Source organism: Mycobacteriales bacterium (assembly GCA_035995165.1).
Classification (GTDB): Bacteria; Actinomycetota; Actinomycetes; order Mycobacteriales; family CADCTP01; genus CADCTP01.
This window is the reverse complement of record DASYKU010000146.1, coordinates 17,916-36,116: the sequence shown is the minus strand read 5'-3', so window position 1 is coordinate 36,116 and position 18,201 is coordinate 17,916. Positions and strand designations below refer to the sequence as shown.

General features: G+C 73.4%; 17 protein-coding genes. 13 read left to right on the top strand and 4 right to left on the bottom strand.

Translation table 11 applies throughout. The features are described 5' to 3' along the window. Window positions 1-282: 282 nt before the first annotated feature. The 4 genes from VGP36_24315 to VGP36_24300 are packed head-to-tail and all read right to left on the bottom strand — an operon-like array spanning window position 283 to window position 4,467. Window positions 283-1,587 carry an amidohydrolase family protein gene (locus tag VGP36_24315; protein ID HEV7657838.1) on the bottom strand — a complete coding sequence of 435 codons (1,305 nt, stop codon included), beginning with the start codon at window positions 1,585-1,587 and terminating at the stop codon, window positions 283-285. Next, entirely contained in the window at window positions 1,584-2,729 is a 1,146-nt protein-coding gene (locus VGP36_24310; GenBank protein HEV7657837.1) for a CoA transferase, read from the bottom strand. Before VGP36_24310 ends, VGP36_24315 begins: the two co-directional genes overlap by 4 nt. A gap of 22 nt (window positions 2,730-2,751) precedes the next feature. After that, a complete protein-coding gene (locus VGP36_24305; protein HEV7657836.1) occupies window positions 2,752-3,555 on the bottom strand; it encodes an SDR family oxidoreductase in 804 nt (267 codons plus the stop codon). A gap of 15 nt (window positions 3,556-3,570) precedes the next feature. Continuing rightward, on the bottom strand, window positions 3,571-4,467 hold the full coding sequence (locus VGP36_24300) for a cyclase family protein (protein HEV7657835.1): 897 nt from the start codon (window positions 4,465-4,467) through the stop codon (window positions 3,571-3,573). A gap of 106 nt (window positions 4,468-4,573) precedes the next feature. Here VGP36_24300 and VGP36_24295 point away from each other — a divergent pair, with 106 nt between their 5' ends. From VGP36_24295 to VGP36_24235, 13 genes are all read left to right on the top strand, one after another. Next, window positions 4,574-5,728: a hypothetical protein gene (locus VGP36_24295; GenBank protein ID HEV7657834.1), complete on the top strand. Its 1,155-nt coding sequence runs from the start codon at window positions 4,574-4,576 to the stop codon at window positions 5,726-5,728. Next, window positions 5,725-6,156, top strand: a complete 432-nt coding sequence (locus VGP36_24290; protein HEV7657833.1) for a Zn-ribbon domain-containing OB-fold protein — start codon at window positions 5,725-5,727, stop codon at window positions 6,154-6,156. Before VGP36_24295 ends, VGP36_24290 begins: the two co-directional genes overlap by 4 nt. An 83-nt stretch (window positions 6,157-6,239) precedes the next feature. Beyond that, window positions 6,240-7,427 carry an acyl-CoA dehydrogenase family protein gene (locus tag VGP36_24285; GenBank protein ID HEV7657832.1) on the top strand — a complete coding sequence of 396 codons (1,188 nt, stop codon included), beginning with the start codon at window positions 6,240-6,242 and terminating at the stop codon, window positions 7,425-7,427. Between the two features lie 36 nt (window positions 7,428-7,463). Further along, window positions 7,464-8,666, top strand: coding sequence for an acyl-CoA dehydrogenase family protein (locus tag VGP36_24280; protein ID HEV7657831.1), 1,203 nt, complete (start codon window positions 7,464-7,466; stop codon window positions 8,664-8,666). Next, complete coding sequence (locus VGP36_24275; GenBank protein ID HEV7657830.1) at window positions 8,663-10,954, top strand: CoA transferase; 2,292 nt, start codon at window positions 8,663-8,665, stop codon at window positions 10,952-10,954. Before VGP36_24280 ends, VGP36_24275 begins: the two co-directional genes overlap by 4 nt. 28 nt (window positions 10,955-10,982) lie before the next feature. Beyond that, window positions 10,983-11,444, top strand: coding sequence for a MaoC family dehydratase N-terminal domain-containing protein (locus VGP36_24270; GenBank protein HEV7657829.1), 462 nt, complete (start codon window positions 10,983-10,985; stop codon window positions 11,442-11,444). Window positions 11,445-11,499: 55 nt separating this feature from the next. Then, window positions 11,500-11,943 (top strand): MaoC/PaaZ C-terminal domain-containing protein, encoded by a 444-nt coding sequence (locus tag VGP36_24265; GenBank protein HEV7657828.1) that lies wholly within the window; start codon window positions 11,500-11,502, stop codon window positions 11,941-11,943. After that, on the top strand, window positions 11,940-12,749 hold the full coding sequence (locus VGP36_24260; protein HEV7657827.1) for an aldolase/citrate lyase family protein: 810 nt from the start codon (window positions 11,940-11,942) through the stop codon (window positions 12,747-12,749). Before VGP36_24265 ends, VGP36_24260 begins: the two co-directional genes overlap by 4 nt. Then, window positions 12,746-13,519: a hypothetical protein gene (locus VGP36_24255; GenBank protein ID HEV7657826.1), complete on the top strand. Its 774-nt coding sequence runs from the start codon at window positions 12,746-12,748 to the stop codon at window positions 13,517-13,519. The genes VGP36_24260 and VGP36_24255 overlap by 4 nt, the downstream gene beginning before the upstream one ends. 11 nt (window positions 13,520-13,530) lie before the next feature. After that, window positions 13,531-14,493, top strand: a complete 963-nt coding sequence (locus VGP36_24250; GenBank protein ID HEV7657825.1) for an FAD-binding protein — start codon at window positions 13,531-13,533, stop codon at window positions 14,491-14,493. Window positions 14,494-14,511: 18 nt separating this feature from the next. Continuing rightward, window positions 14,512-15,177: a metal-dependent hydrolase gene (locus VGP36_24245; GenBank protein ID HEV7657824.1), complete on the top strand. Its 666-nt coding sequence runs from the start codon at window positions 14,512-14,514 to the stop codon at window positions 15,175-15,177. Between the two features lie 96 nt (window positions 15,178-15,273). Then, a complete protein-coding gene (locus tag VGP36_24240) occupies window positions 15,274-16,350 on the top strand; it encodes an extracellular solute-binding protein (protein ID HEV7657823.1) in 1,077 nt (358 codons plus the stop codon). A 100-nt stretch (window positions 16,351-16,450) separates the two neighbouring features. Beyond that, window positions 16,451-18,199 (top strand): iron ABC transporter permease, encoded by a 1,749-nt coding sequence (locus tag VGP36_24235; GenBank protein HEV7657822.1) that lies wholly within the window; start codon window positions 16,451-16,453, stop codon window positions 18,197-18,199. The last annotated feature ends 2 nt before the right edge of the window (window positions 18,200-18,201 follow it).

Below are 18,201 nucleotides of genomic sequence, written 5' to 3'. Positions count from 1 at the left end.
TCGCCCGCCGCCTGGACATCACCGAACGGACCGTGAAAGCCCACCTGACCAAGGCGTTCGGCCGGATCGGCGTCACCGACCGGGTGCACGCGATGATCTGGGTCAAGCAACACCTCCCGCCGGAATGAACGGGCCGGGAGCCCGCACGACGCCCTCAGCATGCCGCCGTCGACCGCGCGGCGAGCCGGCTGCGGCCGGATGCCGCCCTGGCCGGAACCGCGCAGCGTGCCGACCGCGAGCGTGGCCGGCCCGGCAGCGGTGCGGCGATCGTGCCTCCACGGATCAGGTGACGGGTTGTCCGGCGATCCAGACGGTCGGGATGGGGTCATCAGGGCGGTACAGAGCCAGGTCGGCACGGCAACCGGACCGCAGTGGAGGTCCCTCGTAGGCGGAGCGGGCGGCCCTCGGGGTGAGGCGTTCAGCCGGTCCGAGCACAGCTCCGGCCTTGGTGCGGCGTTCTGTGGCGGCGGCCAGCACGGCCGCCGGGTCGATCGGGCCGTAGGGGGCATCGCTGGACAAGCGGACGTCCACGCCGGCGCCGACCAGGCTCGCTGCCCGGTAGAGGTCCACGTGCTCGGCTGGCGGGACCTCACGCCGGTAGTCGTCGCCGCGGTCGGCGATGAAGCCGGGCTGGGTGACCACCCGCAGGCCGCGGCGGGCCAGCTCCGGGACCGTTTCGGCCGGCACCACCGCGGCGTGCTCGATTCGGTCGCCGGGGTACGGCGGCCCCGCCTCGGCCAGCGCGGCGAGCAGGAGCAGCAGTGCCTCGCGGGTCACGCAATGGACGGCGATCGCGCGTCCGGCCGACCGGGCGGCGCGGATCGTGTCGACCAGGTCAGGGAACGTGGGCAGCCCGGAGTCGGCCAGCACGATCTTGTACGGACCGGTCCGCAGCGGAGCCGGCGCCCGCCGGCCGAGCGGCACGCCGAGCAGCGTGACCCGTTGCGGCAGCACCAGGAAGTCGCCGTACCGGGCCGGGTCGAGGTCGGGGGTGGCGTCGGTGACGGAGGTGACGCCGAGACGGGCGAGGGCACGGCCGCTCGCGCGCAGATCGGGCGCAGTGGTCGGCAGTCGCCCGCGCAGCCAGGCGTCCGCGCGCCAGAGCCGGCCCGTCGGTACGCCGTCGTCGTCGCGTTCGATGCCCGCGTGGTCCGCCGTGGCCAGCCCCAGAGCTGCTGCTCCGCGGCTGTTGACAATCCACAGCGCTCCGCTGCGATGCTGGATTCGGACGGGACGGGCGGCGTGGATGCGGTCCAGCCCGGCTGCGTCCAGGACGCCGGCGACGGACTCGGCGTAGCCCGTGCCCCGGACCCAGCCGCCGGGCCCGGGGGCTGCGGCCAACGCGGCTGCGAGCCCGGCGCGGTCGTGCGGCGGCCCACAGTCGACCGAGTCGCCTGCCGCGGCCAGCGCGTGCAGGTGCAGGTGTTCATCGACGAAGCCGGGCGCCAGCATCCCTCCGCGACCGGTGACGGTCTCTTCGCCGGCCTCCCGGTCGAGCCGGCCGATCTCGGATACGCGCCCGGCCTCCACCCTCACATCGGTCCGTGTGCCGTCGAGCAGCACGTCCTGCAGCAGCACCGGGGTCACAGCTCCCGGAGCACGGCGTCGGTGTCGGCGCCGGTCTCTGGGGCCGGGCCGGGCGGGGTCCGGGTCCGCGGGGGCGCTGCCCGGGTCGCGACCGTCGATGCCGTGCCGTCCAGGGTTCCGGCGACGACGGCGGCCATCGCCACGTCCAGCAGCGTGCCGGGTGGGCTGGTGAGCGCCTGGGCGGCGGCGGCCAGTCCGGTCAGCGGGTCGGCGAGGGCGTCGCCGCAGAACACCGGCCCGCTGCCGTCGTCCGCGACCAGCCCGGCCCCGGCGGCCACGTCGTCGCCGAAGCCGACCCGCGGCGAGGCCCGGCCGGCCGCGGTGATCGAAACCCAGGTCGCCGTGGTCATCGCCGGTCCGAGGCCCCAGCCGGCGAGCGCGCGCGGCCGGGACGCCTCGATGACGACGTCCGCCCCGGAGACGAGCGCGGCGAGCGCAGCCCGGTCCCGCGGCGTACGAGGATCGAGGACGACCGACCGGTGCCCGGCGTGCAGCAGCCGGTAGAAGCCGGGGTGGCCGGCCCGGGCGCCGTCCGGGCGGTCCGGTGTCTCCACCTTGATCACGTCCGCGCCCCCGAGACCGAGCAGGTGGGCGCAGAGCGGGCCGGCCCAGAGCGCGCTGAAGTCGACCACCCGCAGCCCCGCCGCCGGCCGGACGGTCCCGGCAGGCACCGGGTGGTCGCCGGCGCCGGGGGAGACCGGGTTCGCGGGCAGGCCGAGCAGCGCCGCCCGCTCGGCCAGCTCGGTCCCGGGCCGCTCCCGCAGCCACGCGGCGACCGGTTCCCACACGTCCCCGTCGAGGTCCGCGCCGATGAGCGCGGCCAGCAGCTGCCGGTCGTCCGGGCGGGCGTACGAGACCGCGGCCCACCCGTCCGCCGTGGGCAGCAGCCGGCAGGCGCCGCCGACCGACACCACGCCGCGGCGGACCCCGCCGGTGAACGCGGCCCGCTCGGCCAGCAGCGCCGCGCCGTCCACGTCGATGCCGGCCGCCCGGGCCAGCACCGCGGCCAGCTCCCGGGCGACCGAGGCCGCCCGCCCCGGCGGCACCAGCGGCGGACCGTCCGGCCGCCCGGTCAGCGCGACGACGCCGCTCTCCAGCCAGTCCGCGAACCGACCGCGGGGTAGGAGCGGCCGGCCGGACAGTGACACGCCGTGACGATAGGCGCTAGCCGTAGAGCCCGCCGCCGTCGATGCGCATGACCGTGCCCGTCACGAACGAGGCCGCGGGGGAGGAGAGGTAGATGATCGCGTGGGCGATCTCGGAGACGTGCGCCGGCCGGCGCAGGCCGCTCGCACGGCCGTAGTCGGCGCCCTTGAGCCGGACCGCCTCCTGTGCGTTGACCGTGCCCGCGACGGTCCCGAGCGCGAGCACGTTGACCCGGACCCCCTGCTCGCCGACCTCCCGCGCCAGTCCTTTCGCCAGTCCCTGCAGGCCCGACTTCGCCACCCCGTACGGGACGTGCCCGAGGGAGCCGCCGCGCTCGCCGGCGGTCGAGCCGATCGCGACCAGGCTGCGATCCCGGCCGTCGGCGGCGAGGTGGTCGAGGACCGCGCGGAAGAGGTAGAAGGGGCCGTTGAGGTTCACGCCGATCTCGTCCAGCCAGGTGCCGGTGTCGAGCTCGGTGAACCGCCGGGTCGTGTAGCGGGCGGCGTTCGCGACGGCGATGTCGACGTGACCCTCGCGCGCGGCCACCTCGTCGACCGCGCGGCGGATCTGCGTCTCGTCGCCGGCGTCGGCGTGCAGCGTGGTGACGCCGGCCGGGAGGTCGGCGGGTCCGTCGCCGCGGCTGAACGCGTAGACCCGGGCGCCCACCGCGGCCAGGGCCCGGACGGCCTCCGCGCCGACGCCGCCGGACGTGCCGGTGACGACGGCGACGCGGCCGGCCAGACAGGTCGGCGACCACACCTGCTCGTACGGGGCGATCGGCCGCGGGCTCGCGGTGGGCCGGGTCTGCGGGCTGGCTGTCATGGGCTCCTCCAGGGGTCAGAAGACGGCGACCGGGTTCACCAGGCAGCCGGTGGCACCGACGATGTCGAGCGGGTTCATCGTGAGCAGGAAGTCCCACCGGCCCTCCTCCTGGCAGGCCCGGGCGAGCGGCTCGAGGAGGGCGGCGTCGACGACGGCCATGCCGTACGCGAAGACCGCGGCGTGGACGGGGAACGGCAGCCCGTGCTCGTTGGGCCGGACGTCACCCATGTCCCAGAGCAGCGCGGCGCAGTCGGTGTCGTGGAAGTACCGCAGGCAGCTGGACTCCAGGCCGGGTCGTACGGACGGGTCGGCCGACCAGACGCCCACCTGCCGCTCGTACTCCTCGCGTCCACTGTGGATCAGCAGGGCGTCCCCGGGCTCGACCCGGACGCCCTGGGCAGCGGCCGCGGCGGTCAGCTCGGCCCCGTGCACGGGCCGGTCCTGGGTGACGTACGGCTCGCCGCGCAGGCGGGGCAGGTCGAGCAGCACGCCGCGGGTCAGCAGGCCGTCCCGCCACGCGCCGAGCGTGCCGTGGCGGACGCCGGTGGCGTCTATCTCGGCCGCGGGGTCGCGACCGTTCCACATCCCGTCGGCACCCCAGACGTGGCAGAGCGCATCGAGGTGGGTCGCGCCCGGGCCGTGGCAGTGCAGCGCGAGCTCGTCGACGCAACCGCCGCCACCCCCGCGCTCGAACGTGCTCACCGCAAGGGTGTCCCGGCCGCCGGCCGGGTCGAACGGGCGGGCCAGCGAGACGGCCCGGCCGGAGCGGACCAGCGCGGCGGCCGCGGCCCGCTTCGCCGGGGTGATCAGGTTGGCCGCGCCGCGCTCGTCGGAGGGCCCCCAGCGGCCCCAGCGGCGGGACTCACGGAGGTAGGCCTCAGCCTCGGCCGTACCGGAGAAAGAGCTGGTCACACGGGGTCTCCAACCATGACGAGCGCTTCACGACCGTGTTACGAATGGGGTTGACCACTCGAAATATATACAGTATCAATACCGCAATGGAAGGAGGCCAATGTCCATGACCCGACAGAGCCCGGTCCTCCTCGGCGCGGGCTGGTCCGCCCAGAGCCGTGCCTCGGGCGTCACTCCGCTGACGCTCGCGATGGATGCCGCGTACGCGGCCGTCGCCGATGCCGGCCTGCAGATGCACGAGATCGACGCGGTGCTCTGTTTCGGCCGCCGGGACGGCCCGGGGCCGCTGCTGATGGCCTCCGCCCTCGGGCTTCCGACCGTGCGGTTCTTCCTCGAGTACGACGGCGGCGGCTACGCCTCCAACACCGTCGTCATGGTCGGAGCCCAGGCGATCGAGTCCGGCACGGCGAAGAACGTGCTCGTCTACCGGGCCATGAACGGCCGGACCGGATCGCACCGCTTCGGCGGCGAGCAGGCCCAGCCCATCGACGTCCAGGGCGCCGGCGGCCAGTTCATCGACCCGGTCGGGGCGCGCGCGCCGGTCATCGGGTTCGCGCTGCAGGCACAGGCGCACATGCAGCGGTTCGGGACGACCTCCGAGCAGCTGGCCGCGGTCGCCGTCACAATGCGCGAGCACGCCGCCCGCAACGAGCGGGCCGTGATGCGCAAGTCGCTGACCGTCGCCGAACACCAGGCCTCGCGGATGATCGCGTCGCCGTTCCACCTCTTCGACTGCGCCATCGAGACGGACGGGGCCTGCGCGGTGGTGATGTCCACAGTGGACGTCGCCCGCGGTGTCGGCAAGCCGCTGGTCTCCATCCGGGCGAGCGCCGTCGGCGCCGGCTCCTTCCCGGTCGGCGGCAGCGGCTGGGAGGACGAGTCCCGCCTCTACAGCTACTACCTCGCCCCGGAGCTGTACGAGCGAGCCGGCATCACCCCGGCCGACATCGACGTGGCCGAAATCTACGACTGCTTCACGTTCTCGCTGATGGCCCAGGTCGAGGACTACGGCTTCTGCAAACGCGGCGAGGGCGGCCCCTTCGCGGCGGCCGGCTCGCTGCGGCTGGGGGCCGAGATCCCGACGAACACCCATGGCGGGCTGCTGTCCGAGGCCTACCTGCAAGGGCTGGGGCATGTCTGTGAGGCGGTCAGCCAGTTGCAGGGCACGGCCGGGGACCGCCAGGTCGAGGGGGCGCATCTCGCCCTCGTCACCGGGCAGGGCGGCCACATGGGCGGCGCAATGATCCTGGAGCGAACATGACCGGCGCGGCGCGGACGGAGATCCCGATCCGGCCGATGAGGCCGGTCGACGCCGACACCGCGCCGTTCTGGGACCTCGTGGACCAGGGCGTGCTGGCGTTCCAGCGGTGCGCGGCCTGCCGGCGGCTGCGCTTCTACCCGCAGGCCCGCTGCCCGCACTGCGGCAGTCCCGAGCACAGCTGGGATCCGGTCTCCGGCGCCGGACGGGTCCGGACCTGGTCGGTGCAGTACAACGCCGGTGACCCCTGGTTCAGGGAACATCTGCCCTACGTCATCGCGGTCGTCGAGCTCGAGGATGACTCACGGCTGCGGATGCTGGCCAACATCGTCGGCTGCGACCCGGCGACCGTCCACTTCGACCAGCGGGTCACGGTCGTGTTCGAGCCGGTCGACGAGGACCGCCGCATGTACGCGTTCAAGCCCACCTAAACCGACACCGCACCAGTTCCCTCCCAGCAGTTCCCATTCCCACGGGTTTCTTTTCGTGCGCTCACGAGAGGGTCGTCACCGGTATGGATCTGGGTTTCACCGCCGAGCAGGAAGCCTTCCGGGGCCGCGTGTCCGCCTTCCTCCGGGCGTCGCTGCCGGCCGAGTTCGGGCTCGGCTCCGACGAGGGCCGGGACGACGAGGAGTACTTCGCCGCGGCCCGCCGGTTCATGGAACAGCTGTCGGAGAAGGGCTGGCTGGTCTTCGGCTGGCCGGTCGAGTACGGCGGCGGCGGTGCCAGCGCCGTCGAGCAGGCCATCCTGGCCGAGGAACTCGGCTACTACGGGGTGCCGCCGGCCGACACGACAGGTCGGACGATCGCCGGACCCGCGATCATGCGCTTCGGCACCGAGGAGCAGAAGCAGCGCTACCTGCTGCCGATCGCCCGCGGCGAGGTCGTCTGGTGTCAGGGATTCAGCGAGCCCAACGCCGGCTCCGACCTCGCCTCGGTCCGTACGAGCGCGCTGCGCGACGGCGACGAGTACGTCATCAACGGCCAGAAGGTCTTCACCAGCCGGGCCGCCTGGGCCGACTACATCTACCTGCTGGCCCGTACCGATCCGAACGCCCCGCGCAAGCACCAGGGGCTGAGCATGTTCCTGATCCCGATGTCGACGCCCGGGATCACGGTCCGGCCGCTGCACAACTTCACCCACACGTACCCGCAGAACGAGGTGTTCTTCGACGACGTCCGGGTCCCGGCCGACAGCATCGTCGGCGCCGAAGGGGAGGGCTGGACGCTGGCGACGGCGACGCTCTCGTTCGAGCGGGTGAACCTCTCCGACATCGGCCGGGCGCGACGGCTGTTCGAGGAGTTCCTCGACCTCTGCCGGCAGCTCGGCAAGGACGGCTCCGGTCCGCTGGACTCCGAGCTGGTCCGCAGCCGGATCGCCCAGTGCGCGGTCGAGTTCGAGAGCTGGCGGCTGCTGTGCTGGCGGGTCGTCGCGATGCAGGCCAGCGGCGCGCTGCCGACCTTCGAGCCGTCACTGTCCAACGTGATCGGCAAGGACTACCGGCAGCACGCGGCGAAGCTCGTCATCGACGTGCTCGGCCAGTACGCCGTGCTGGAGGAGGGCTCGCCGCTCGCCCCGCTCAGCGGCCGGCTGCTCCACCAGTACCTCTACAGCGTCAACAAGCACGGCCAAGGGACGTCCGAGGTACAGCGGGACGTCATCGCGTACCGCGGCCTCGGCCTGCCACGGACCCGGGCCTAGCCCTCCGACCAGCCGCCCGACCCGGAGACGGAGGACATGGTGAACTTCGACCTCGACCCGGAACAGACCCTGCTGCGCGACTACGCGCGGGCCTACCTGGAGGAGGTGTGCCCGCCCGCACACGTGCGGGCGATGGAGACCGACGACACCGGCTTCTCCCGGCCGCAGTACGCCGACCTGGGCGAGCGCGGCTGGCTCGGCGTCCTGGCCGCCTCCGCGGCGGGCGGCGCGGGCAAGGGTCCGGTCGAGTGGTCGGTGCTCGCCGCCGAGGCCGGCCGGGCGCTGCTGCCCGGGCCGTGGGCGTCGACCGCGGTGCTCGGCACCCTGCTGGCCGGTGCGCTGGACGACGTCGGCGCCGGCCCGCCCCGGTTGCCGGACGTCGTCGCAGGCCGGCTGCTCGTCGCCGACGCCCTCTTCGACGCCGGCGACGCCGAGCCGGCGCAGGTACGGATGCGGGCCGTCCCGGCCGAGGGCGGCTGGCTGTTGCGGGGCGAGAAGCGCTTCGTCCAGTACGGCTCGGGCGCCGACGCGCTGGCCGTGCTGGCCCGGTCCGAGAACGGGTCCGACGGCGCGGCCCCGGCGCTGAGCCTGCACCTGGTCCCGGCGGACGCGCCCGGCCTGCGGGCGACCCGGCTGCTCAGCACCGGCGGCGAGCCGCTGGCGCAGGTGGTGTTCGACGACGTGCTCGTCACGGCCGCGGACAGCCTCGCGCCGGGTCCCGCGGTCGAGCCGCTGCTGCGGCGGATGACCGACCTGAGCCGGCTCGGTGCCACCGCCGGGCTGGTGGGGATGAGCCGCAAGCTGCTGGACCTCTGCCTCGGGCACGCCCACGCCCGGCGCCAGTTCGGCCGGTCCATCGGCGGCTTCCAGGTCATCCAGCACCAGCTCGTCGACCTCTACGCCGAGGTCGAGCGGGCCCAGGTGCTGCTGGACCAGGCGGCCTGGCTGATGGCCGCGGGCGCCGCGTACGACCGCGAGCTCGCGATCGCCCGCTGCGCCGCGTCGGACACCAGCTACCTGGCCGGTCACACGGGCGGCCACATCTACGGCGGCTACGGCTTCATGAACATCAACGACGTCCAGCTCTACTACCGCAAGTCCCTCGTGCTGGGGCAGCGCTACGGGACCGCGGACGGCTGCCGGGCCGAGATCGCCGAGCTGGGCTACCTACCGCCGTTCGAGCTGCCCGACAACGACCTGCGTACGGTGCCCGAGCTGGCGCTGTTCGGGTCGGCATGAGCGCGGACACCGCCCCGCTCGGGGGTCTGCGGGTGCTGGAGGTCGGCGCCGGCGCCGGGCTCGCGTACGCCGGCCGGCTGCTGGCCGACTGCGGCGCCGACGTGGTCAAGATCCCCATCGGACAGTCCGTCGTGGACGGTGACCCGGCCGTGGCCGCGCTGGCCGGGGACTACCTGGACGGCGGCAAGCGGGTGGTGCCGCAGCAGGACCTCGCGGCCGGGGTCACGCTGGCCGAACGGCTCGGCGCCGGCCGGGACGTGGTGCTGACCAGCCTCACCGCGGCCGACTGGGAGCAGGTCGGCGGCTCACCGGCGCGGCTGGCCGGTGGCGGGACGGCTGCGGTCGTCGACCTCACGCCGTTCGGGCTGACCGGGGCGTACCGGTTCTTCCGCGGCGACACCGAGCTGATGGTCGCGTGCCTCAGCGGCTTCGCGTACGGGACCCCGAACAGCGTCGCGGACCTCGACGCCACCCCGCCGCGCTCCAGCGGCGGGCTGGACGCCGAGCTGGTCGGCGGAGCGCTCGCGGCCCTCGCCGGTATCTGCGGCTGGACGCTGGCCCGCGACGACGGCGCCGTGCACGTCGCCGACGTCGCGATGCTCGACGCGATGGTCGCCTTCGGCCGGCTCAACGTCGCGCAGTGGACGTACGCCCGCGTGATCCCGAGCCGCTCTGCGCAGGGCCTCGTGTTGCGGGCGCCGACCGGATTCCTGCGGTGCTCCGACGGTTTCGTGAACATCCACTGCGCCAACGACGAGCAGTGGCGCCGGCTCGTCCGGGTGATGGGCACGCCCGACTGGGCGGACAACGAGCTGTTCGCCACCGGTGAGTCCCGGGCGATGTTCTGGGACGCGCTGAAGCCGCTGATGTCCGACTGGTTCGCCGCGCGCTCCAAGCTCGAGGTGACCGACCTGCTGCAGGCCGAGCGGATCGTCTGTTTCCCGGAGCAGACGATGGCCGACCTGCTCGCCGACCGCCAGCTCGCCGCGCGGGACTGGTTCCGCAGCGTCGCCGGGCCGCACGGCCCGATCCCGGTGCCGGGCCCGGGGTTCCGGCTGGAGTCGATGCCGACGCCGGAGGTGCTGCGACCGGAACGCGCCAGCATCGAGTCCGTCTCGGCCGAGCCGGCCGGGACTTCCCGGCCCGCGCGCCTCGCCGGGCACGGGCACGGCGCGGCCGGCCCGCTGCGGCCGGTCCGGGTCATCGACCTCTCCACCGTCATCGGCGGCCCGCTGGCCACCCAGGTGCTGGGCCAGCTCGGCGCCGAGGTCATCAAGATCGAGTCCCGGACCCACCCCGACCTGACCCGGACGTCGGGTCCGTACCCGACCGGGCACACCGGTCCGGAGGCGTCCGGCTACTACCACGGGCTCAACGCCGCCAAGGACTCCGTCGTGCTGGAGGTGGCGACGCCGCCGGGGCGGGCGCTGCTGGACGAGCTGCTGGCCGGCGCCGACGTGCTGGTCGAGAACTACTCGCGCTCGGCCGCCCGCAAGCTCGGCATCGACCCGGCGGAGATCCTGGCCCGGCATCCGCACCTGGTCTACCTGTCCCAGACCGGTCTCGGCGCGACCGGCCCGCACCGCGACTACGTGACCTACGGCCCGCAGCTGATGGCCCGGGCGGGCTGGAACACGGTCATGGGTGCGACCGACGCCGCGGGGGAGCCGCTGTCCGGGGGTGGCCAGCTGACCGACCAGCTCTCCGGCGTGCACGAGGCGCTGGCGATCATCGCCGCGCTGGTGCAGCGCGGACGTACCGGCCGCGGCCAGTACGTCGACGTCTCGATGCTGGAGTGCCAGGTGCCGACCGTCGCGGTCGAGCTGGTCCGGCACGGGCTCGGTGCGGCTGCGCCGGGACGGCCGGGAGTGCGGGGAGTCCTGCGCTGCGCCGGCGAGGACCGCTGGCTCGCGGTCGACGCGTCCGGACCGGACGAGATCGCGGCGCTGGCGGCCGTCCTGGAGGTCGCCGAGGCGGACCCCGACACCGTCCGCGCCGCGCTGGCGACGTGGCTGCGGGAGCGGGATCCGGACGAGGCCATGACCGTCCTGCAGGCCCGCGGGGTCGGGGCGGCCCGGGTGTCGAACGCCGCGGACGTCGCCGGCGACGGGCACCTGGCCGACCGGCACGTGCTGGTCGAGCACGACCGCGGCGGCTACGGCCCGCTCCGGCTGCCCGACCTGCCGATCGTGCTGGACGGCCGCCGCGCGTTCGATCCGCGCCCGGCGCCCGTCCTGGGCGAGCACACCGACGCCGTGCTCGGCGGCCTGCTGCGGCGGACCGGATGACCCGACGACTTGTGAAAGAGGTGACCGCATGACCGATCAGGACGTGGCCGCGCCGCCGGGGACGTACCTCACCGACGAGGTACGGGCGTTCGTCGGCCGGGCCGGCCGGCCGAGCGCACCGTTCCGGGTGGACGCCTGGGGGGCGCGGCGGTTCGCCGAGGCCACCGGCGACCCCAACCCGCGCTACGGCGCCGGCGGTCCGGCCGAGTGGGCCCCGCCGACCCTGCTGGGCCAGAACATCCCCGACCTGGAGCGGCCGGACCCGCCGCTCGAGGTCCCGCATCCCACCGGCCTGGTCGGCTCGCTGGGGTGGGAGTTCGTCCGGCCGCTGCGGGTGGGCGAGACGGTCGTCGCCCAGATGCGGGTCACCAGCATCGTCGAGAAGCAGGGCCGGCTCGGAACGATGGTGTTCCTGGACTACGAGACGACGTTCACCGACGCCGGCGGGGACACCGTCGCCGTGTTCCGGCTGACCCGGATCAGGTACTAGCGATGGGTTTCCACCAGGTCCGGCCGACGCCGGCCGCGAGGACGGGACGGTTCGGATGCCGCTGAGTCATGACCAGGTGCGCCCCGGCGACGCGGTGCCGGAGCTGCGCGTGACCCCGACCCCGGAGTCGCTGGTGCGCTGGGCCGGGGCGTCCGGGGACTTCACCCCGATCCACTACGACCACGCGTTCGCGACCGGGGTGGCCGGCCTGCCCGACATCGTCGTGCACGGACCGTACAAGCTGGCGCTGCTGGTGCGGATGCTCGTGGACTGGGCCGGTGGCGAGCCCGGAGCGGTCAGCCGCATCTCCGTACGGCTGTCCACGATGGACTTCGTCGGGGACGAGCTGGTGTGCCGCGGCCAGGTCACCGGGACCCGGCGCGAGGACGGTCGGGACGAGGTCGACTGCGAGGTCTGGGTCGAGAACTCGGCGGGGGAGCGGACCATGGCGGGGACCGCGAGCGTCCGCGTCCCGGCCGCCGCGGGGGTGCCGGCATGAGCGCGACGCCCGGCCGGACGTCGGCCCGGGAGGCGCTGGCGGGCCGCGGGTACGCCGTCGGCAGCTGGGTCGTCTCGATCGGCAGCCCGGAGGCGATCCGGGTGCTCGCGGGCGCCGGCTTCGACTTCCTCTACCTCGACATGGAGCACTCGTCCTTCTCCGTCGAGACGGTCGCGCGGCAGCTCGCCGCGGCCCGGGCCGCCGGGGTGACCGCGATCGTCCGGCCGCCGGCCAAGGACTTCCCGATCGGCCGGCTGCTCGACCTGGGCGCGCTGGGCGTGCTGATCCCCGACGTCGAGTGCGGTGCCGACGTCGAACGGGCGGTGGCGGCGGCGAAGTACACCCCGGCCGGCTCCCGCGGCGTCTCCACCAGCGGCCCGCACACCGACTACACCCCGATCGATGCGGACTACCTGGCCTGGGCCAACCAGGAGATCATCGTCGCGGTCCAGCTCGAGACGGCGGCCGCGTTCGATCGGATCGACGAGATCCTGTCCGTACCGGGGCTGGACGTGGCGGTGGTGGGGCGCAACGACCTCAGCCACGACGTGGGGCTGCCCGGACGCGTCGGCGCACCCGAGGTGACCAAGTACGTCGACCTGCTCATCGAGCGCTGTGCCGCGCACGGCGTGATCCCCGGACTGCTCGTCGGGGGCGCCCCGGCGGCACTGGAGTGGCTCGGCAAGGGAGTGCGCTGGCTCCCGATCGGGAGCGAGGCGTCGCTGCTGGGCGCCGCCGCGTCGGCCGCGGTGGCGGCCGTGCACGGCGCTGCCGAGGCCGTCCTGGGCAAGGAGGAGACGCGATGACGGTGTGGGTGTGCGTGACGGCCGGGATCCCGGCCGCGACGCTGGCCGCGCGGGGCACCCGGCCCGCGGGCCGGGGCACGCCGCGGGTGCCGGTGGCACGGCTGGGCCGCCATGACGAGGTCGCGGTCGCCGTGGCCGTGGCGCTGGCCGGAGCGCTCGGCGATCAGGCCGCGGCCGTCACGGTCGGCGACGCTCGGGCCGAGGCGGGCTTGCGGGCCGCGCTGGCACTGGGGTGCGGCCGGGCGCTGCGGATCGATGCCGAGCCGGGGACCCCGGCGGTGGTGGCGGGTCTGCTCGCCGACCTGGTGCACTCGGAGGGACCGCCGACGATGGTCCTCACCGGCCTGCGCGGCTCGCAGTGGGAGACCGGGCAGGTGCCGGGCCTGCTCGCCTGCCGGCTCGACGTGCCCTGCGTCGCGGGGGTGTCCACAGTGGAGGCTGCCGGCGACGGGTTCACCGCCCACTGGGACGGCGGTGGCCGTCACGACCAGGCTCGGATCGAGGCGGGCGGCGTGGTGTCCGTCGCGCGCTGTCTGACCAACCGGCCGTCGGTGCCGTCGATCCACGCCACCGCGGCCGCGTTCGCCACCGACGTCGCGGTCGTGACACCGGCCCCGGCGGCAGGGCCGCCGATGCCGCCGGAGCCGGTACTCGTCGGCACCCGGGTCGAGAGCACGGAGACCGACCGGATCCGGTTCGGACCCGGCGAGCTGGAGCAGGCCGCGGCCGAGGTCGCCGAGCGACTGCTGCGCCACTACGGGGGTCGATAGGAGTGGACGGGATGCAGCGCTTCACGATGATCGTCTTTCCGGAGTCCAATGTGGACCGAGCGGTCCGCGCGGCGGCCGCACTGGCGCCGTCGCTCGGGGGCGCCGCACTGGAGGTCGTCGCTCCCGGTCGCACCGCGGCACCGGCCGGGGTCATGCTGCTCTCCCGGCCGGCTGGCGACCCGCTCCCGTCGGCCGCGTACGTCCGAGCCGTGGCCGCGCAGGTGCGGGCGGCCGGGGCCGGCGTGGTGTTCGTCTACGGCGACGCCGCCGGGTCAGCCGTCGCGCCGGCGCTGGCCTGGGAGCTCGGCGCCGGCCTGCTGACCGATTGTCTCGCGGTCGCCGGCGATCCCGGTGCGCTGCGGTTCACCCGGCGCCGGGCGACCACCCACGTGCTCGACGACTACGAGCTGCCACCCGGGCCGGCCGTGGTCACCATCGCGCCCGAGATCCGCTCGGCCGCGACCGCGCTCCCGGCCGGGTCCGCGACGCCGGGTCAGCCGGAGACCCGGCCGCACCAGCCGTCCTCGTACGACCGGTGGCTGACCGGAGGGCCGGTCGGACCGCCCGCGATCGCGGAGGCCGACCTGCTGGTCGGGATCGGCCGCGGCTGCACCGGACTGACCCCGGGATCGTACGAAGCGGTCGCCGACCTGCTCGGTGCCCAGGTCGCGGCGACCCGCCAGGCGATCGAGTGGAAGATCGCGGCGGCCGACCGCAAGCTCGGCGACACCGGGCTGAAGGTCGCGCCGCGCACCTACCTGGCGCTCGGCCTGTCCGGGGCCAACCAGCACATGAGCGGGATCTGGGGCGGCTGCTCGGTGATCGCCGTCAACCGGAACCCGTACGCCGCCGTGCACGACGTCGCCGACATCGCGGTCGTCGCCGACGTCGGCGACTTCCTCACCGCCCTCCGCCGGGAACTGGAGGGCCGCTTGGGGATCGAGACGAGTCACGACCACACCGCCGTGAACTGACCCGAGAGAGGCCTCGACATGACCAGCCTGAAGTTCCACGGGCACGCCTGCTTCTCCATCAACTTCGACGACACGTCGCTGCTCATCGACCCGTGGCTGACCGGCAACCCCGAGATCGGCACGATTCCCGACGGGCTGAACCCGACCCACATCCTGGTGACCCACAACCACACCGATCACGTCGGCGACGCGATCGCGCTGTCCAAGCGGTTCGGGGCGGACATCATCACGACCCCGTCCGCCGGGCGGCACTACCTCGGCGAGGGCGCGACCGTGACGCGGCTGCACCTCGGCGGCCGGCTCAAGTTCGACTGGGGCAGCATCAAGTGCGTCCAGGCGATCCACGACTCACCGCTCGCGGTGGGGGAGACCTGGCGGGTCGAGCTCGGTGCTCCGTGCGGGTTCGTCGTCGACGTGCACGGAAAACGCTTCTACCACGCCGGTGACACCGCTCTGTTCGGCGACATGGCCCTGTTCGCCCCCATCGACGTGGCCATGCTGCCGATCGACGGGAAGATGGTCATGGAGCCGGAGGACGCGGTGATCGCGGCCCGGCTGCTCGATGCCGCGCTCGTCGTGCCGATGCACTGGCGCCAGGAGGACCCGGAGCGGTTCGTCACGCTGCTGGCCGAGGACGGCCGCAAGGGCACCGTCCTGGCCCGCGAACAAACCCTTGAAATCTGATCGGCGACCGGTCCTGTCCGGCGCCGTCCGCGTACCGCGGAATTCGTGTAGGAGGCCGTAGTGATCCCCCGCGCCAGAGCAACATTCGTCCTTGTCGTGGCGGCAGCGGTGAGCGTCTCGCTCGCCTCGTGCAGCCGAACCTCCGGCAACAGCAACCCCAGCCCGGCCGCCTCGTCGGGCGACGGTGCCGTCCTGCAGGTCACACCGGACCTGGTGAGCGCGGCCGAGAAGGAAGGCTCGGTCAACCTGACCTACGCCGCACCGCTGGCCAGCGAGCAGGCTCTGATCAAGGCGTTCAACGCGCAGTACCCGAAGGTCAAGGTGGTCCTGACCCGCACCGCGGGCGCCCCGGGCGGCGCCAAGGTGCTGCAGGACTTCCAGGCCGGCGTGAAGAGCACCGACCTGTTCGAGGGGTCGGACATCACGACGACCGACCAGCTGTCCCAGGCCGGCGCGTTCGTGAACATCAAGCCGGTCGATGCCGACCTGTACCCGAAGGACTTCGTCATCGCTCCCGGCGTCTACGCGCCGCAGCCGGAGACCATCGTGGTCGCCTTCAACACCAAGCTGGTCACTACGGCCGAGGCCACGGCGCTGCGGGACTGGAACGGCATCTTCGACCCGAAGTGGAAGGGCAAGCTGGCCGTGGTGACGCCGACGACCTCGGCCGGCGGGATCCCCGCCCTCTACGGCAGCAGTAAGATCTCGAAGGACTTCCTGGACAAGCTGCACGCGCAGGAGCCGAAGCTCTACGACGGCACGGCCGGCGGCCGGGACGCGATCGTCTCGGGCCAGCAGGCGGTCGTCTTCGGCGAGTTCGACGACGCGATGATCACGCTGGTCGCCTCGGGCGCCCCGGTCGGCTTCGTCTACCCGGACCCGGCCCCGCAGTTCCCGGACGCCTTCTACGGCGTGCTCACCAACGCGCCGCACCCCAACGCGGCCCGGCTGCTGTACGCGTTCATGACCAGCAAGAGCACCTGCGAGCTGCGGCAGTCGGCCGCGATCAACTCCAAGTGCGCGATGACCGGCGTGACCGACAGCCGGAAGCTGCCGACCGGCGAGCCCTGGTTCGCGCCGATCGGCACCGTCTACATCCCGACCACGCAGGACTGGTCGACGAACCTGCCGGCCTTGCAGAAGCAGTTCTCCGTGACCATGGGCTCGGCGTAACGGCGCCCCGGGCGGCGAGGACGACATCGCGATGAGAGGAAGCAGGGCAGCCGTGGCTGACGCTCGTACCTGGTTGGTCAGCAGTCGTCGGGTTCGATGGGTGACCGAGCGTCTGCCCCGGCTGGCCCTGCTCGTCGTGCTCGCGGTGGGGATCGTCGTGCCGGCGGTCTATCTGATCGAGGCGGCGCTGTCGACGAACCTGCCGACAGCACCGGTGAACGCCTGGACCCTGGACAACCTCCGCCGGGTGTACACCACCCGGCAGTTCCTGATCCCGATGCGGACCACGGCGATCGTCGCGCTGTCCTGCGCGGTGCTCACCACCGCGATCGGGTTCGCGCTCGCCGTCCTGTTCAACCGGGCGGTGCCGCACGCGAGCGGGCTGCTGCGGGGTGCGCTGATGGCCCCGCTGTTCATCTCCCCGCTGGTGTCCACGGTGGGCTGGGTCAGTCTGCTCGCGCCGAACGCGGGGCTGCTGAACGACCTGCTCGACCGGGGCCACCTGCCCACGATCAACATCGTCAGCGTGCCGGGCGCGGTGTTCGTGCTGTGCATGTACTTCACGCCGTACGCGTTCGTGTTCGCCTCCGACGCGATCGACCGGATCGGCGCGGACGTGTACGAGGCGGCCGAGGTCGCCGGGGCCCGGCCACTGCGGACGGCGCTGCGGGTCACCCTGCCGCTGCTGGCGCCGGCGCTGGTGTCGGCGTTCGTGCTGGTCTTCGTCCTGGCCTCGGAGATCTACTCGGTGCCGTCGATCCTCACCGCCCCCGATCGGCACTACGTACTGTCGAACGTGATCTTCACGCTCACCACCAGCTTCCCGTTGGATTACAACGGGGCCGCCGCGGCCGGGACGCTGCTGCTGGTGGTGGCGACCCTCGGTCTGATCGTCCACATGCGAGCGACCCGGACGCAGGGCCGCTTCGCCACCCAGACCGGCAAGGCGGTCCGGCACGGGCCCCGCAACGCCGGCCGGCGGGCCCGGGCGACGAGCACCGCGATCGTCTGGGTGTACGTGACGATCTCGGTGGTCCTGCCGCTGCTGGGTGTGATCCTGCGCTCGGCGGTGCCGTTCTTCTCCAACGACCTGAGCTGGCACATGTTCACCGCGGCGAACTTCCGCGCGGTCTACCAGGATCCGTCGGTCGCGCAGTGCGTGACGAACTCGCTGAAGATCGCGGGAGCGTCGATGGTCGGGGCGGTCGTCATCGGCGGTCTGGTCGCGTACACGACCGTCCGGCACGTCGGGCCGCTGTCGCGGATCGTGCAGTTCCTGGCCAACCTGCCACTCGGGCTGCCCGGCACGATCCTCGCCCTGGGCCTCATCTGGACCTACATCGGCAGCCCGGTCTACAACAGCATCTACATCGTCGGCATCGCGATCTTCGCGGGCTGGCTGCCGATCGTGACCCGGGTCGTGCAGACGGCGGTGCTGCAGTCCTCGGTCGAGCTGGAGAACGCCGCCGAGGTCGCCGGTGCCCCGCTCTGGCGGCGGATCCTGTCGGTGGCGGTGCCGCAGATCCGCACCAGCCTGTTCATGGGTGCGCTGCTGGCGTTCGTGTTCGCGATCAACGAGGTCTCCGCCGCGGCGATCCTCACCAACGGCAACACCAAGACGCTCTCGGTGTTGATCTACGACTACATGCAGGACGGACAGTACGGCTACGCGGCCGTTCTCGCGCTGGGGCAGTGCGTCCTGATCGCGGTGGTCGCCGGCCTGTTGCTGCTGGGCGCCGCCTACGGGCGGCCCCGTGGGAAGGAGAAGACGGTGATCCTGGACCTCGAGTCGGCCGCGACGGCGACGCCGGCGGCCGGTCAGAACCTGGTCGGAACGGGGGTGTCCTGAGA

Excerpts from the sequence above, each read along its gene's own strand:
- VGP36_24255 (HEV7657826.1), top strand. The coding sequence starts at position 12,746 with ATGACGGTGTGGGTGTGCGTGACGGCCGGGATCCCGGCCGCGACGCTG.
- VGP36_24270 (HEV7657829.1), top strand. The coding sequence starts at position 10,983 with ATGACCGATCAGGACGTGGCCGCGCCGCCGGGGACGTACCTCACCGAC.
- VGP36_24280 (HEV7657831.1), top strand. The coding sequence starts at position 7,464 with ATGGTGAACTTCGACCTCGACCCGGAACAGACCCTGCTGCGCGACTAC.
- VGP36_24305 (HEV7657836.1), bottom strand. The coding sequence starts at position 3,555 with ATGACAGCCAGCCCGCAGACCCGGCCCACCGCGAGCCCGCGGCCGATC.
- VGP36_24290 (HEV7657833.1), top strand. The coding sequence starts at position 5,725 with ATGACCGGCGCGGCGCGGACGGAGATCCCGATCCGGCCGATGAGGCCG.
- VGP36_24295 (HEV7657834.1), top strand. The coding sequence starts at position 4,574 with ATGACCCGACAGAGCCCGGTCCTCCTCGGCGCGGGCTGGTCCGCCCAG.
- VGP36_24250 (HEV7657825.1), top strand. The coding sequence starts at position 13,531 with ATGCAGCGCTTCACGATGATCGTCTTTCCGGAGTCCAATGTGGACCGA.
- VGP36_24260 (HEV7657827.1), top strand. The coding sequence starts at position 11,940 with ATGAGCGCGACGCCCGGCCGGACGTCGGCCCGGGAGGCGCTGGCGGGC.
- VGP36_24265 (HEV7657828.1), top strand. The coding sequence starts at position 11,500 with ATGCCGCTGAGTCATGACCAGGTGCGCCCCGGCGACGCGGTGCCGGAG.
- VGP36_24285 (HEV7657832.1), top strand. The coding sequence starts at position 6,240 with ATGGATCTGGGTTTCACCGCCGAGCAGGAAGCCTTCCGGGGCCGCGTG.
- VGP36_24245 (HEV7657824.1), top strand. The coding sequence starts at position 14,512 with ATGACCAGCCTGAAGTTCCACGGGCACGCCTGCTTCTCCATCAACTTC.
- VGP36_24275 (HEV7657830.1), top strand. The coding sequence starts at position 8,663 with ATGAGCGCGGACACCGCCCCGCTCGGGGGTCTGCGGGTGCTGGAGGTC.